Annotated in this window: 15 protein-coding genes and 1 other annotated feature; of the genes, 3 read left to right on the forward strand and 12 right to left on the reverse strand. The window is 38.1% G+C overall.

From position 1 onward, the window contains the following. Positions 1 to 33: 33 nt before the first annotated feature. Positions 34 to 267, reverse strand: a binding site (T-box leader). Positions 268 to 322: 55 nt separating this feature from the next. Continuing rightward, complete coding sequence (locus DX933_RS18475; RefSeq protein ID WP_190279509.1) at positions 323 to 496, reverse strand: hypothetical protein; 174 nt, start codon at positions 494 to 496, stop codon at positions 323 to 325. A 136-nt stretch (positions 497 to 632) separates the two neighbouring features. On the opposite strand from DX933_RS18475, the gene DX933_RS12155 reads away from it, so the two are divergent. Next, complete coding sequence (locus DX933_RS12155; protein ID WP_123316695.1) at positions 633 to 1,715, forward strand: N-acetylmuramoyl-L-alanine amidase; 1,083 nt, start codon at positions 633 to 635, stop codon at positions 1,713 to 1,715. A gap of 63 nt (positions 1,716 to 1,778) precedes the next feature. Here DX933_RS12155 and dtd read toward each other — a convergent pair whose 3' ends face one another. The 7 genes from dtd to DX933_RS12190 form a co-directional block, all read right to left on the reverse strand. Next, positions 1,779 to 2,225, reverse strand: a complete 447-nt coding sequence (gene dtd, locus DX933_RS12160; protein WP_123316696.1) for a D-aminoacyl-tRNA deacylase — start codon at positions 2,223 to 2,225, stop codon at positions 1,779 to 1,781. A 28-nt stretch (positions 2,226 to 2,253) separates the two neighbouring features. Further along, positions 2,254 to 4,455 (reverse strand): RelA/SpoT family protein, encoded by a 2,202-nt coding sequence (locus DX933_RS12165; protein ID WP_123316697.1) that lies wholly within the window; start codon positions 4,453 to 4,455, stop codon positions 2,254 to 2,256. Between the two features lie 299 nt (positions 4,456 to 4,754). Next, complete coding sequence (locus DX933_RS12170) at positions 4,755 to 5,267, reverse strand: adenine phosphoribosyltransferase (protein ID WP_123316698.1); 513 nt, start codon at positions 5,265 to 5,267, stop codon at positions 4,755 to 4,757. Further along, positions 5,257 to 7,575 carry a single-stranded-DNA-specific exonuclease RecJ gene (recJ, locus tag DX933_RS12175; RefSeq protein WP_123316699.1) on the reverse strand — a complete coding sequence of 773 codons (2,319 nt, stop codon included), beginning with the start codon at positions 7,573 to 7,575 and terminating at the stop codon, positions 5,257 to 5,259. The genes DX933_RS12170 and recJ overlap by 11 nt, the downstream gene beginning before the upstream one ends. A gap of 72 nt (positions 7,576 to 7,647) precedes the next feature. Beyond that, positions 7,648 to 7,977: a LapA family protein gene (locus tag DX933_RS12180; RefSeq protein WP_123316700.1), complete on the reverse strand. Its 330-nt coding sequence runs from the start codon at positions 7,975 to 7,977 to the stop codon at positions 7,648 to 7,650. A gap of 95 nt (positions 7,978 to 8,072) precedes the next feature. After that, the gene (gene secDF / locus DX933_RS12185; protein ID WP_123316701.1) at positions 8,073 to 10,343 is read right to left on the reverse strand and encodes a protein translocase subunit SecDF; all 2,271 of its coding nucleotides are present in this window, start codon (positions 10,341 to 10,343) and stop codon (positions 8,073 to 8,075) included. 58 nt (positions 10,344 to 10,401) lie between these two features. After that, positions 10,402 to 10,701, reverse strand: coding sequence for a post-transcriptional regulator (locus DX933_RS12190; protein WP_123316702.1), 300 nt, complete (start codon positions 10,699 to 10,701; stop codon positions 10,402 to 10,404). Positions 10,702 to 10,826: 125 nt separating this feature from the next. Here DX933_RS12190 and spoVB point away from each other — a divergent pair, with 125 nt between their 5' ends. Continuing rightward, positions 10,827 to 12,386 (forward strand): stage V sporulation protein B, encoded by a 1,560-nt coding sequence (spoVB, locus tag DX933_RS12195; RefSeq protein WP_123316703.1) that lies wholly within the window; start codon positions 10,827 to 10,829, stop codon positions 12,384 to 12,386. A 59-nt stretch (positions 12,387 to 12,445) separates the two neighbouring features. Continuing rightward, positions 12,446 to 12,829 (forward strand): TIGR04086 family membrane protein, encoded by a 384-nt coding sequence (locus DX933_RS12200; RefSeq protein WP_123316704.1) that lies wholly within the window; start codon positions 12,446 to 12,448, stop codon positions 12,827 to 12,829. Positions 12,830 to 12,864: 35 nt separating this feature from the next. Here the strand turns inward: DX933_RS12200 and yajC are convergent, their stop codons facing one another. The 4 genes from yajC to ruvB form a co-directional block, all read right to left on the reverse strand. Then, positions 12,865 to 13,128: a preprotein translocase subunit YajC gene (yajC, locus tag DX933_RS12205; protein ID WP_123316705.1), complete on the reverse strand. Its 264-nt coding sequence runs from the start codon at positions 13,126 to 13,128 to the stop codon at positions 12,865 to 12,867. A gap of 171 nt (positions 13,129 to 13,299) precedes the next feature. Continuing rightward, entirely contained in the window at positions 13,300 to 14,442 is a 1,143-nt protein-coding gene (gene tgt, locus DX933_RS12210) for a tRNA guanosine(34) transglycosylase Tgt (RefSeq protein ID WP_123316706.1), read from the reverse strand. 14 nt (positions 14,443 to 14,456) lie between these two features. Beyond that, complete coding sequence (queA, locus tag DX933_RS12215) at positions 14,457 to 15,491, reverse strand: tRNA preQ1(34) S-adenosylmethionine ribosyltransferase-isomerase QueA (RefSeq protein ID WP_123316707.1); 1,035 nt, start codon at positions 15,489 to 15,491, stop codon at positions 14,457 to 14,459. Positions 15,492 to 15,535: 44 nt separating this feature from the next. Beyond that, entirely contained in the window at positions 15,536 to 16,540 is a 1,005-nt protein-coding gene (gene ruvB / locus DX933_RS12220) for a Holliday junction branch migration DNA helicase RuvB (protein WP_123316708.1), read from the reverse strand. Positions 16,541 to 16,543: the final 3 nt, after the last annotated feature.

The raw sequence follows: 16,543 nt of genomic DNA on the forward strand, positions 1-16,543 counted from the left end.
AAAGTATACAAAAAACTCCCGTCCCATATAAAAATAAGGGACGAGAGTTAACCCGCGATGCCACCCTAGTTGATGTAAAAAACATCCGCTCTTCACAGTTAACGCCTGCAAGACGTCCAAGTCTACCGCTGTTTATCATTTTAAACAACCTTCGAAATGGAACCTCGGGAGTGTCTTTCATTGGATTCACCGTAAAAATGTTTTCAGCCTGTGACATTTTTTCTCTTTCCGGTTTATACCAATTACTTGTTCCTTCAATGGTAATCAATCATTATACATTTCATTTGAATGATTATTATCTTAATGAAAGGCAACCCCATTGTCAAGTTTTGAACGTTTTTTTCTTCCATATTGGTACATCTATCACCGAAATTCCGAATTCATCGGAAATAACATGTTGTTCTCCTAGTTTTTGTTTCTCTATAAATTGTCCTTCCTGGTTGCCAAATAATAATTGATGCTGCTTACTACATGAATGTTTAATATGTTCACGCATAACAATTGCCTCCAATAATAAACCATTTTATGAAAATATTTATTAGAATTATTTTTGCCTAATTGCCTGGATTTTATTAATATAGAGGAAGAAACATTTTGAGACGTTGAAATGGTGAATAGGAAGGTTGATTTTATTGCAAAGTTTAAAGAAATGGATCCAAGTAATCATGTTTACTGGCATAGTAATAAGCGGAAGCCAATTAGCATATGCCGCATCTGTAACAGTACAACATGATAATTTGAATGTACGCACTGGGCCAGGAACTAATTATGAACAGATTCAAAAAGTACATACGAATGAAACTTTTTCTATTATACAAGAGCAGGAAGAATGGGTTGAAATTGAGCTTTCAAATGGAACAGGCTGGGTATCAAAAGAATATGTCACCATCTCAGAAGAAGATACAGAAGAAGCTGATGCAACGGAAGATGTTGAAGCCGAGACCGTTCAAACCAATCCGTCTACAGAAACAAATACCATTAAGATTTATTATGATCATTCACAAATCAGAAAAGGACCGGGAACAACCTATCCCATCACAGATTTCGCGGATAAAGGCACTTCATTTGAAGTAATCTCAGCTGATGACGAATGGTATGAAATTAAAAATAATCAAATACAGGGTTTTATCCACAAAGGCTTAGTGGACGTGCCACAATCTAAACGAAGCAGTGGAATCAAGCATAAGACCATCGTCATTGATGCAGGTCATGGTGGTAGAGACGTAGGGTCAATCAGTGCATCCGGTGAATACGAAAAAGACTTTACATACCGTACTGCACAGCTTTTATCACATGAATTAAAGGCACTTGGCGCAAACCCAATCTTCACAAGAAATGAAGATGAATTTATCTCATTAGCCAGTCGTGCAACTCTATCTAACTTCTTGGACACCGATGCATTTATCAGTATTCATTACAATAGTGTCCCGGAGCTGCCAAATGTAGAAGGAATGGAAACTTTCTACTACCATGATCAAAGTAAGGAATTAGCGACCTTGATTCAAAAAGAGATGATGAAAGAAACAGAGTCTAGAGATCGTGGAATTACATATGGAGATTATCAAGTATTAAGACAAAATTTAAAACCAGCTGTACTACTAGAATTGGGCTTTTTGTCCAATCCGGAAATGGAACAGCTTCTGCTAACAGATGCATACCAGAAAAAGATGGTAACTGGTATGATAAATGGTTTATTATATTACTTTAACCAATAAGTTATGTAAAAAATACAGAAAAAGGTTACCTTGTACGAATCATACAGGGTAACCTTTTTGTATTTATTTGTCTTTACTGTCGATGATAATAGTTACAGGCCCTTCATTTGTTAATTGTACATCCATCATCGCACCGAATTCACCTGTTTCTACCCGAATTCCTTCTTGTGTCAGGATGCCATTGAATTGCTCATATAATTCATTCGCCATCCCAGGAGATGCCGCTTGAACAAAACTAGGTCGTCTCCCCTTTCTCGTATCAGCAAACAAAGTAAACTGTGAAATCGAAAGAATAGCACCACCCATATCCTTTAAGGATAAGTTCATCTTGCCTGCTTCATCCTCAAATACACGTAAGTGAATAATTTTATTTGCTAAATAACGGGCATCCTCCACTGTATCTTCATGGGTTACTCCCAACAAGACAACAAATCCCGTATCAATTTGTCCTACTATTTTATTATCTACGGTCACTTTTGCATTGCTAGCACGTTGAATAACTGCTTTCATACTATAAAAACTCCTCACATCATAGCCTTTATTGAATTGTTCGAGTGACGGTATAAATGTCTTTAATTTGTTTAATTCGTTCGACAATTTTACGTAAATGCTCTGTATTATGAATGAGAATTGTGATTTGAATAACGGCCATTTTATTACGATCCGATCTGCCGTTCACATGGGTAATATTCGTTTTTGTTTCATTCACAGCTTGTAATACTTCATTCAGCAAGCCGCGACGATCATAGCCGGATATTTCCAAATCCACATGGTACTGTCTCTGGTCAATTTGGTGATTTTCCCAATATACCTTTAAATATCGTTCCTTTGCTTCATCTGTTTGTACATTTGGGCAATCAGCTCGGTGTACGGAAACACCCCTACCCTTCGTGATATAGCCAACGATTTGATCACCAGGAACCGGGTTGCAACATTTAGAGAGGCGGACAAGTAAATTATCTACACCTTCTACACGCACACCTAAATCACGCTTATGTGATGCTTTTTCAGGCGCATCATATTTTACTTCCTCTAACGTCTTCGCAAGTTCTTGTTCCTTCTGCATCGTTTTACGCACTTGCTCTGTTAGTCTTGTCGCGATTAACGCAGCAGTAATCCCTTGATATCCAACGGCAGCATACATATCATCTTCATTCATGAAATTAAACCGCTCATATACCCGTTTTAGATTGTCAGCTGTTTGAACTGTTTTTGGTTCAATTCCCAATGCACGAATTTCTTTATCTACTGCATCTTTTCCTTTAGAGATATTCTCTTCACGACGCTGTTTTTTAAAAAATTGTCTAATTTTATTCTTTGCTTGTGACGTTTGCGTTATTTTTAACCAGTCTTGTGATGGACCATAAGAGTGTTTAGAGGTCATGACCTCAATAATATCCCCATTTTTTAACGGATAATCAAGTGGCTCCATCTTCCCATTCACTTTCGCACCAACCGTTTGATTTCCGATTTCTGTATGAATTCGATAAGCAAAGTCCAACGGCACAGAACCAGATGGCAACTCAATGACATCACCCTTTGGGGTGAAAACATATACCATATCAGAAAATAAATCTACTTTTAACGATTCCATAAATTCTTCTGCATCATTCGTTTCATTTTGCCATTCTAATATCTCACGGAACCAAGTTAACTTTTCCTCGAATGATTTATTTCCTTTAGCTACCTGTTTTCCTTCCTTATATGCCCAATGTGCTGCGATCCCGTATTCTGCTATTTCATGCATTTCCTTTGTACGAATTTGAACCTCTAATGGATCGCCTTTTGGACCAATTACAGTAGTGTGTAACGATTGGTATAAATTAGGCTTCGGCATCGCGATATAGTCTTTAAAACGACCAGGCATAGGTTTCCAACAGGTATGGATAATACCTAAAACTGCATAGCAATCTTTTATACTATCTACAATAATTCGAACAGCTAATAAATCATAAATTTCATTAAACTGTTTATTTTGTTTTACCATTTTCTTGTAAATACTATACAAATGCTTTGGTCGACCGGACATATCTGCGTCGATATGCACTTCCTTCAGCTGCACCTTTACTTCATTCATCACTTCTTGTATATAGGATTCCCGTTCCTCACGCTTTTGCTTCATCAATTGGACAATACGGTAATATTGCTGTGGATTTAAATAGCGTAACGCTGTATCCTCCAGCTCCCACTTTATCGTGGAAATCCCAAGTCGATGTGCCAGCGGGGCAAATATCTCCAATGTCTCATTCGAGATTCTGCGTTGTTTTTCTGGAGGAAGATGCTTGAGGGTACGCATATTATGCAATCGATCAGCAAGCTTGATTAAGATAACCCGAATATCCTTTGCCATTGCGACAAACATTTTTCGATGGTTTTCCGCTTGTTGTGCTTGCTTTGATTTATATTTTATTTTACCGAGCTTTGTCACCCCATCTACAACCATAGCAACTTCTTTATTAAAAACTTCTTCAAGTTCCTCTATCGTTACATCAGTGTCCTCCACAACATCATGTAGGAATCCACCTGAAATTGTGACAGGATCCATTTTTAAATCTACTAAAATACCAGCCACCTGTACAGGGTGAATGATATATGCTTCTCCAGATTTTCGGTACTGGTCGATATGTGCTCGTTCAGCAAATTCATATGCACGTCGAATAAAAGCAATATCATCTTCTACAAGATACTGGCTCGCTTTTTCAAATATCATTTCGACTGTTACCACATCATTTTTGGCCATTTAATCACCTTTATTCGTATTCATAGAAGTTGTTTGAGCTATGCTGCCCTTCAGTAAATTACACACATTATTTAAAACATTATTGCTTACAAATAATCATACTTTGTGCTTCATTAAACCATAAAAAGCTATCCATTTGCAAGAACGTAAAGATCACTGTATATATGATTATCATACAAGTTACTACTCTATATGTGCACATGATGCTTCATTATGATTGTATATTCCATTTTACCCTATTTGTCAAGAAAGGCCTGATTGAAGCACGAAACTCTCCATCAGACCTATCTAACAGGCAATTAGTATTTCATCAAGGATAGAACGTCATAGCCCTCTAATTTATCCATACCATTTAAATAAGATAATTCAATTAAGAAGGCACAGCCTACAACCACACCGCCTAATTCTTCAACGAGCTTAATCGTTGCCTCAATGGTACCACCAGTGGCTAGCAAATCATCTGTGATTAAAACACGTTGCCCCGGCTTTATTGCATCTTTATGAATCGTTAATACATTTTGACCATATTCAAGACCATAATCTACTTTAATAACTTCTCGTGGAAGCTTCCCTTCTTTACGAACAGGGATGAAGCCGACTTCTAAAGCATAGGAAACAGGGCATCCAATGATAAACCCTCTCGCTTCCGGACCTACAACAATATCAATTTCTTTTTCCTTGGCAAAGTCAACAATTTCATCTACAGCTGCTTTAAATGCTTTCCCATTATCCATTAATGGTGTAATATCTTTAAATTCAATACCTTCTTTTGGCCAATTGTGAACGATTTTAATATATTGTTTAAAATCCATGGATTACTTCCTCCTTAGGTGATTCTAAATATGACATTTGTTTTTCAAGCAATTGATGCAGTTCATCAAACGTAGAGTAATATAAAATCTTTTCAAGCTCTTCTTTCTGTTTTCGGCGCTGATACACAGCTGAAGTTGTCAAATCTTTCTTTTCAGAGGTTGGCTGAATTTGAATGAAGTTATTATTTACCTGAATAAACCCTAAATCTTGAAAAACATCTACCATAAATTGAATATTATCCAAAGACCATTTACCTGAGCGGGAAATAGCCGGTAATTCCTTTTCCATATGCAATTTCTGTTGTTTATAAATCCATGCATACAGTTGCTTAAAATCAGTACGATTCGGAAAAGATTGTAAATAAGCACTCTGTTCAATCATAAAACAAATATGTATCTGACTAGGCTGTACCTTATGTAATAGCACCTCTAAATCAGATAATTGCTTTGGTAATATATTTAACACAAGTATATCTGCTCGACTTGCCTCTTCTGAAGTATAATCGGCTAAATACATTGCATTTGGATAGGAACCATTGCGCTCTGTTTCACCAATAACAACCATTTTATCCTTTTTCGTACAATAGATTGGTTCCAATTTTCTCTTGCCTCGCTGGTCAAATAATTGCCAGCTATCTACTTTTATGTCTTTCAATAATATTTGTGGCTTCTTATTGCCATTCCATTCATTTATGCCCAACTCACCAACTACCGATACTTTAGCACGTGGACTAATTGCATAGAATAGTTCACCCATACCAAAACCAATCGCCTCTACGGCATGACTATCTTCACGGAATTGGAGTTTCACATGCTTTTTCATGTTTCCCAGCTGTCTTATTTCAGCTGGTACATGCTCCAAAAGAAATAATGGTTTAGGATTTCCCCTGCCAAATGGAGCAAGCTGTTCCACTTCTTGAATAAACGCTTCATTCACTTCTGATAATTGAATGCGTCCACTTATTTCAGTTTCTTGCTTAAATTGCTCTGGGGTAAGTTGTGCATGAATCTGTTCATCCAACCGCTGTTCAATTTCCCTCAGATTTTCGACAGAAATTGTCATACCAGCAGCCTGAGAATGACCACCAAACGCATCAAATAGATCTCGAATTTGCATACAATTTTCGAATAAATCAAAAGCGGGGATACTTCTTGCCGACCCCTTGGCATGTGTCCCATCCTCATTGATAGATAAAACGATTGCTGGTCGCTCGAATTTTGTAACGAGACGGGAGGCAACAATACCTAGTACCCCTTGATTCCATCCCTCTTTTGCTACGATGATGACTCCTGGCATTTCACGTTTATTGACGACAAGTTGTTCAGCCTCTTTAAAAATATCGGCAACAATTTTTTGTCTTTCTTGATTCAATGATTGAACCTCTTCCGCAAATTCGGTAGCTTCAATCAAATCATCAGTTAATAATAATTGGACAGCTAAATCGGCATCCTGTAATCTTCCTACAGCATTTAACCTAGGTCCAATTAAAAAGCCGACATCCTCTTCTGTCACCTGTCCTTGTACATGACATTGTTTAAGTAAAGCTTTTATTCCCTTATTATCTGTACGCGATAATTGCTGTAAACCATAATAAGCGAGTATACGATTTTCACCTACAAGCGGAACCAAGTCCGCGATGGTGCCTATCGCTACTAGATCCAATAAATGCTTTGGAAAATATCCCAGTAAATACTGTGCCAGCTTAAATGCAACGCCAACACCTGCTAACTCCTTAAAAGGATATGTATCCGCACATTTTGGGTGGATAATAGCAAAAGCATCTGGCATATCTTCTTGCACTTCGTGGTGATCGGTTATGATTAAGTCCACACCTATTGCCTTGGCAACACTCGCTTCCCAAATAGCAGAAATTCCAGTATCAACGGTAATGATGACGGTGTATCCTTCTTCAGCAGCCTGTCGTATGGCATTTTCATTGAGACCATATCCCTCTGTAAACCGGTTTGGGATATAGAAATGACAATGGGCACCAAGTTCTTGTAATGTTTTATACATGACGGTAGTAGAAGTTACGCCATCCGCATCATAATCCCCGAATATGAGTATCTTTTCTTGTTGATCTATTGCAGTCTGGATTCGTACTTTTACTTTATCGATTGTAGAAAGTAAGGACGGATCATGTAATCCTTGTAAATCGGGCTTCATAAACTGTTGCACATCATCGGGATGCTCAATGCCCCTTTGTGCTAACAGTTTTCTTATCATTGGAGAAAGCTTCAATGCCGTTTCCGATGATAATGTTTGATCCGACGGTATATATTTCCATATTGTCTTACTAGCTAACATGAATTCACCCCTAACCCATTTATTATACACATATTTGTCTCAGGGGAGCAATTAGAATTGACCTCAAGTCACCTATCGTTTTGACTTGGCATCTGCTTCGTTTCCATCAGTTTTGGAAGGTTTAGGTATTTTTACCCCATGCTTTTGCATGACATGGTGCAATTGTTCAATTTCATTCCGAAGCTTTTTTGAATCTTTTTCGAGACGGTAGATTTTAATTATACTGACCGCAGCAGCAATTATTCCGCCCATCAGTACCGAAAATAAAATAACGAGAATTAAAGGTGATTCAACTTTCCAAAATAAATAATTTACTTCAACCATCGATACATTGGTAACGGCAAACACTGCAATAATTATCGTAACTATGATAGCAGTAATAACATAGGTTTGTCCCTTCATGAATCTCTCTCCCATCTTCGTTGAATCCTATTGTTAAATTTGCGATGAAGCAACAATAACCCTTGCACAAAGTGCATGGGTTATTGTGCAATTCATTATACCTGTGGTCCTTCCAAGCGTTTTTTCTTACGGAAATCTACTGGTTTTTCTTTAATGTTCTTGCCGCGCCATACGAGCCATAACTGTGATGCCAGGAATAATGAAGAATAGGTACCTACGATTAAACCAACAGCTAAAGCAATTGCAAATCCGGTAATGGAAGATGCACCTAAGAATAGGAATGCCAATACGGCTAATAAGGTCGTTAAGGAAGTGTTAATACTTCTTGTAAAGGTTTGTAATAAACTATTGTTGACAACCAAGGCAAGTTCCTTAAACGTTTTTATAGGTTTTCTATTTCGCAGGTTCTCCCTAATTCGGTCAAAGGTAACAATCGTATCGTTGATGGAATAACCGATAATGGTAAGTATCGCCGCCACAATTGTTACATCAAATTCAATTCGGAAAATGCTAAAGACAACAAGAATGAAAAACGCGTCATGCAACAGTGCAATAATTGCAGTAATTGCAAAGAATAATTCAAAACGGAATGCGACGTATATAATCATTCCAACAGAAGCAATAGCTAATGCATAGATTGCATTTTTCACAAGTTCCTGCCCCACGATAGGTGATACCACACTAACGTTTGGCTCACTGCCATATTTCTCTGTGAATTCTGCTTTAATCTCTGCAATTTTGTTCTCTGGAACTTCTTTATCAAATCTTGCTACTGCAATTTCGTTATTTTCACCAGATAAAACGATTGATTTTGCAGTCAAATCGAATTGCTCTAATCCTTTTTCCACTTCTTCTGTCGTTAAGCTATTATCAGATAATATTTCAATTCTTGATCCACTCGTAAAATCAATACCTGGATTTAATTGAAATAATATTAACGAGACAGCACCAATTAATACCATTGCCAAAGATCCTATGAAAAACTTCTTCCGATGCTGAATAACATCCAATTCACGATTCATAAATAAAGCTTTTTCAGGTTGTTTTTCATTAATACTGCGAATCGATTTTTTCTTAACGCCAAACCATTCTGGATGTTTTTTCAAGAATGGATTTTTAATCCATAATTGTAGCAATAATCTCGTTCCATAAACTGCTGTTAGGAAACTGACTAAGATAGATACAATTAGCATTGTTGCAAACCCTTTTACAGAGCTTGTCCCGAAAATAAATAAGATTACTGCAGCTAATAAGGTTGTGATATTTGCATCAATAATAGACGATAGTGAGTTTCTTGTACCTGCTTTAAATGCAGCAATTAATGATTTTCCAGTTCTTAGCTCTTCTTTAATTCTCTCGAAGGTAATGACATTCGCATCAACTGCCATACCAACCCCAAGAATCAGTGCCGCAATACCAGGCAATGTCAAGACACCATGCATCCAGTTAAATACAACCAAGATCAAATAAATGTAAATAGCAAGGTTAATCGTTGCAATAAGACCAGGGAATCGATAAAAGAACAGCAGGAATAAAAATACAAGTCCGACACCGATAAAACCAGCAAAAATAGTCTTATTTAATGCCTGTTCACCAAATTGTGCACCTACTGAAGTAGAATACAGTTCTTTCATATTAACCGGTAATGACCCGGAATTGATGATATCAGCTAAGTATTTTGCAGAATCAACGGTAAAATTCCCCTCAATCATCACATCTGGAGAATTAATTGTTTTCGCAACACGTGGAGAAGAAACAAACTTTGGTTCCTCTTTATTGTATTCAGCTGCGAAAGAATCGCCTTCCTCAAAATCCATCCAAATAACGAGTAAGTTATCTTCATAAGGCGTGGAAGGATCATTCATATCCTTAATTTGACTTGTTACTTCACCAAACTTTGTCGCACTTTTTAATTGAAGTGTTACAATCGGCTGATTGGTATCTGGGTGAAAATCTTGCTTCGCACTGCCCTCTTTTACATCTGAACCATTTAACAGCTCTTCATCATTAACATCACGGAAAGAAAGCCTAGCAGAAGTAGCTAGCATATCTCTTGCTTCAGTCTGGTCCTCAACACCAGCCAGCTGCACCCGGATTCGATCTTCCCCTTCTATATCAATTACCGCTTCACTAATTCCAAGTCGGTTTACACGATCATTCAGGGTTTGAACCGTCCCTTCCATCATGTGTCTCGTGACTTTTTGTGTTTTATCTACAGGCTCTACCTCGTAGAGAACTTCAAATCCACCTTGTAAATCCAAACCTAAATTAATGTTTTTTGCAATACCCATTACCGTCGTCCCAATCGTTCCACCAAAGACAAGTACGATTAGAAAAAAGGCAATTATTCTGCCTCTGTTTTTCATTTTTCTGTTTCTCCTTTCTCGACTGAACAACTTCATCCTATGTAGAAATTAAATTTGTTTATCCATCCTGCTCCTCACCAGTCACGGCTGCAATGGACGCCATTAAATCATTGTCATCCTGGAACGCATTCATGGTCAAATAGCTCATGTAGATGGATGAACCAAGATGAAATATATCCTGGACCGCCTCATGTATGCGCTTTTCCGGATTTCCTTTCCATACTCGTTTAACAAGGCAATCCCATATATCATCTATTGTTGCCTGTGAATAGCCCATCATCTTAAATTCGCTTACCTTACTTCCAAGCGCTGGTGTTAAGGTTTGCTTCCAATCGCTAACGGACCGTTTCGTTTCCAAGATGTTTCCCCCCTATTTTATCGCTTTATAAACATATTTGGCCAACTTGTCATGCTTGGCCTACTATTTTGCATATATATCATTGTATATGAAAACTTATTTTTTGAGAAGGCAGGTTATTCAAGTTGTCTAAACAAACTTTTTTACAAGGTACATTAATATTAATTGCGGCCGGTATGATTACGCGATTTTTGGGTTTTGTGAATCGTATGGTTGTTGCTCGAATGATGGGTGAAGAAGGTGTAGGGCTTTATATGATGGCGTTGCCTACACTGTTTTTAATTATTGCACTAACACAATTTGGATTGCCGGTAGCCATTTCCAAGCGTGTTGCAGAGGCAGAAGCAACCAATAACCGGAGGAAAGTAAAACAAATTCTCGTCATATCCCTTGTAATCGTAATGATAACGAGTATTGTATTCACAACTTTAATGATCTTGTTTTCTCCTTTCATTGCATCAACTTTATTGACCGATGAACGAACTGCTCTCCCCTTAATTGCGATCAGTCCGATTGTGCCTATCGTTGCTGTATCGTCTGTACTTCGTGGCTATTTTCAAGGAAAACAAAATATGAAACCACAAAGCTATTCCCAGGTTATAGAACAGGTAGTAAGAATTGCTTGTGTCGCTTTATTCGTTAAACTGCTGCTGCCTTTTGGAGTTGAATACGCTGCGGCTGGCGCTATGTTTAGTGTTATTCTTGGAGAATTCATTTCCTTACTCTATATGTTGTACCAATTCAAACAAAAAAAGACGATTAAAATCAGAAGAAACTTTTTTGCTTATCTGAAGTCTAGTACTCAGACCTGTAAAGAATTATTTTCTATTGCTTTACCAACTACAGGTAGCAGAATGATTGGTTCTGTATCCTATTTTCTCGAGCCAATCATAGTTGCTCAAAGTCTTGCATTAGCTGGCGTTGCAACTGCGCTGGCAACGAAGCAATATGGTGAACTTACTGGCTATGCTTTACCACTGTTATTTCTACCAACTTTTATTACACAATCGCTTTCTGTTGCTCTCGTACCATCCATTGCAGAAGCAGAAGCACAATCCAATCACACCCTTATTACCTATCGGATTCGCCAAGCGATTCGCTTATCTTTTGCTTCTGGAGCAATTGCAACGGTTGTCCTGATCTTATTCTCTGTGCCTATCCTGCAATATATGTATGGCACCAGTAATGCCAGTAGCTTTATTATGTTGCTAGCGCCTTTTTTCCTGTTTTTATATATTCAATCGCCCCTACAAGCTGCTTTACAAGCATTAGACTTAGCAAAACCTGCAATGTGGAATAGCTTAATTGGAAACATGATTAAATTTGCTATCCTATTTTTCTTAGCCTCCAACCCCGCATTTGGAATCATGGGTGTCGCCATATCTATGGCTGTCGGAGTTGTACTCGTCACCTTGATGCATTTATTTACATTAAAAAAAGAGGTTGCCTTTCAATTGCCTGCAGCAGATATTCTCAAAATGATTATATTACTTATTTCCACATCGGGAATTGGCATGATATTGAAATATAGCTTACTTCCGGCAAGTGTAGATCTATTGCCATTTCTCTTTGTTCTGATTATCTTTTTGTCAATCTATATTAGTTTACTATTCATCCTGCGATTTATTTCAAAGGATGAACTTGCCCAACTACCTATATTTAATCGTTGGATAAAAATTGAATAGCCCGTCTAAAATGAAAAAATATGAATAGAATGGAATAAAGCCTTACAGGGGGGTACCAATTGAAAAATCAATATGTTGTTGCGTTGGTATATGGTTGGATTGCCATCTTTGGATTAATGCTGTTGTCAAGTACAATCCTTGCATTATTACTTAAGTTTTCCAACTTCGGGGAGCCTGCCTTATCATGGAGTTCACTAATCATAGGATTATTGATTTTATTTATAGGCGGACTTGCAGCTGGAGCAAAGGCAAAAGCAAAAGGCTGGGCAATCGGTGGAATTACGGCTTTAGGATTTACATTATTTATTTTTCTCGTTCAATATCTTGGCTTTAATCAATCCTTTAGTTTAGAGCAGTCGTTACACCATTTGGGATTTCTCTTTGTTGCTGTTCTAGGAGGAATGCTGGGGGTCAACAGCTTTGCAACTCATGATGAAAAATAAAAAGGATGCTCCTAAATTTAGGGCATCCCTTTTTATTATTCATTGTTACTTACGTCACGAATTGCTGCTCGATCATATGTAAGTTTAGAGCCGTCGCCACACTGAATAATAACTGTATTTTCATCAATTGCATGAATTTCTCCATGTAGTCCACCGATAGTAACAATGGAATCTCCTTTTTGTAGATTCGATTGCATTTCTCTAACTGCCTTTTGACGCTTCTGCTGTGGACGAATAAGCAGGAAGTAAAAAATAACAAACATCAAAAGAATCGGTGATAAACCAATTAGTGTTTCCATATTCTAGCCTCCCTTCCTTCATATTCTTTAAGCAGTTGTCCAAAAAGTATGATAAACATCGTATGGAGGATGAGAAGTCATTACTCCAGTTGAAAATGTTCAATTAACAACAAGGAAACAGCCAAATCATCCATGTCTTAACTGCTTGATCTGCTTTTTGGAACATACACTTTAAAAATTCTTTGCATTCGGTTTATTCAAGCCATATTGCTCAAAGAATGCTTCCTTAAAGTCACCAAGTCGATCATTGCTTATCGCATTTCGTACTTGCTTCATTAATTCTAACAGAAAATATAAATTATGGTAAGTGGTAAGTCGAAATCCGAATGTTTCATTACATTTAATTAAGTGACGAATATAGGCACGTGAATAGGTTCGGCATACATGGCAGTCACAATTGTCATCAATTGGACCAAAATCATTTGCAAATTTTGCGTTTCGCACTACTAATCTGCCATGAGATGTCATGCAAGTACCATTTCTTGCAATTCGAGTTGGCAGGACACAATCAAACATGTCAATACCCCTGATTGCACCATCAATTAACGAATCTGGAGACCCTACTCCCATTAAATAACGCGGTTTATCTGTCGGCATCAATGGAGTTGTAAACTCTAGCACCCTGTTCATGACATCCTTTGGTTCCCCTACTGATAATCCACCAATGGCATAACCAGGAAAGTCAAGTGAGGTTAAATCTGCTGCACTTTGCTTACGCAAATCCTCATATTCCCCACCTTGAATAATACCAAATAGCCCTTGTTCCATTTTTCTGCTATGTGCCTCCAGACATCTTTCCGCCCAACGAGACGTCCGTTCCACGGAAGCCTTCATATAATCATGTGATGCGGGATATGGTGGGCATTCGTCAAAGGCCATCATAATATCAGAGCCCAATATATTCTGTATTTCCATTGCTTTTTCAGGTGAAAGAAACAGCTTTTCACCGCTCAAATGATGGCGGAACTGCACACCTTCTTCTGTAATTTTTCGCCGGTCGCTCAAACTAAAAACCTGAAAGCCGCCTGAATCAGTTAATATAGCCCTGTCCCAATTCATAAAACGATGCAAGCCACCAGCCTGCTTTATAATTTCCTGTCCCGGACGGAGCCATAAATGATATGTGTTGGATAAGATAATGGAAGAACCAATTTCCTTTAATTCTTCTGGACTCATCGTTTTTACAGTGGCCAGGGTTCCTACAGGCATAAAGGTAGGAGTATCAAAGGAACCATGTGGTGTGTGAACCCGTCCTAATCTAGCACCTGTTTGCTTACAAGTTTTAATTAATTCATATGTGATTGGTGTTGTCATCCCTTAAGTCTCCTTCAACATATTAGCATCGCATCGCCAAAGCTGAAAAAACGATATTGTTCATCTACAGCCTCTTTATAAGCTGTCATAATCTCATCTTTACCAGCTAACGCACTAACAAGCATGATCAAGCTTGATTTTGGTAAATGGAAATTGGTTATCAATCCATCAATTGCCCGGAACGTATATGGTGGATAAATAAAAATATCTGTCCAGCCGCTTGCTGCTCTAAATACTCCATCATGATCCCTTGCAATGGTTTCCAATGTCCTAGTAGATGTTGTTCCTACTGAAATAATCCTTCCACCATTTGCCTTGATGCGATTTAAAGTGTCAGCTGTTTTTTGATTCATACGATAAAATTCCGAATGCATTTCATGTTGATCAATTTGTTCCACATTTACAGGGCGAAAGGTCCCTAGTCCTACGTGCAAAGTAATGAATACTATTTCAACACCTTGATTTTCTAATTTGGCTAGTAATTCATTCGTGAAATGCAAACCTGCTGTTGGCGCTGCAGCAGATCCTTCCTCTTTAGCAAATACCGTCTGATATCGTTCTCGATCTGATGGTGGTAATTGTTCTTTTATATAGGGTGGTAATGGCATTTCACCAAGTGCTTCAAATACTTCAAACAAAATACCTGTGTATGAAAATTTCATCATACGCCCACCATGTTCTTTTAAACCAACACATTCTGCATGGAGCTGGCCCTCACCAAATACAAGTACTGTTCCTAGCTTCACCTTTTTTGCTGGTTTTACTAATACTTCCCATACATCATCTGCTTCTTGGTGTAAAAGCAGCATTTCTATTTTAGCTCCTGTATCCTCTTTTACACCGTATAACCTTGCTGGCAGGACACGTGTATCATTCAAGACAAGACAATCGCCTTTTGTTAAATAGCTTGTAATATCTGTAAAGTGACGATGAGCTATTGTGCCGCTATGCTTATTTAATACCATTAATCGTGAAGCAGAACGTTCTTTTAACGGGGTCTGTGCAATCAATTCCTGTGGTAATTCAAAATCAAATTCATCGATATTCATTCTATATCCTCCAACTATGCAAATACAAAAAGATGTGAAAATTATTATAGGTTATCATTCATCGGAATACCAAAATGTTCATAAGCCTTGCCAGTCACTACCCTACCTCTTGGTGTCCGCTGTATGAAGCCGATTTGAAGTAAATATGGCTCATATACATCCTCAATGGTTTGTGGCTCTTCACCTATCGTCGCTGAAATGGTATCTAAGCCCACTGGACCACCTTTAAAACCATCTATAATTCCTTTAAGCAATTTATGGTCAATATGATCCAGTCCTACATCATCCACCTGAAGCATGTCCAAAGCCAAATCTGCAGTTTCCAGACTAATAACCTGTTCTCCCCTTACTTGCGCAATATCTCGTACTCTTTTTAATAAACGATTTGCTATCCGAGGTGTCCCGCGAGAACGTCTGGCAATTTCAACGGCAGCATCCTTGGATATTGAGGTTTGAAATATATCAGCTGTTCTTTCTACGATTGCACATAAATCCTTCGTTTCATAATATTCCAATCTGGCCAACACACCAAATCGATCCCGAAGTGGCGCAGTTAACAAACCAGCTCTTGTTGTTGCACCTACTAGGGTGAATGGTGGCAAGTCAATTCGAACAGATCTCGCACTTGGACCAGTACCAATGACAATATCTAAGAAAAAGTCTTCCATGGCAGGATACAATACTTCTTCAACGGATCTTGGCAAACGGTGGACTTCATCAATAAACAATACATCTCCAGGTTCTAATGAGGATAATATTGCAGCCAAATCACCGGCACGCTCAATTGCAGGTCCAGAGGTGGAACGAAATTGAACCCCCATCTCATTTGCAATAATTGCAGCCAATGTCGTCTTCCCTAATCCTGGAGGTCCATATAACAGTACATGATCAAGTGGTTCTTCCCGCATTTTTGCTGCTTGAATAAAAATATCGAGATTTTCTTTTACCTTTTGTTGGCCAATATATTGATGCAGTGACACAGGTCGTAAACTGGGCTCAAAAATGGACTCTTCAGCTTGCTGTTCACCTGTTACCATTCGTTCATCCATCGT

Source organism: Ornithinibacillus gellani (genome assembly GCF_003730295.1).
Classification (GTDB): domain Bacteria; phylum Bacillota; class Bacilli; order Bacillales; family Amphibacillaceae; genus Ornithinibacillus_A; species Ornithinibacillus_A gellani.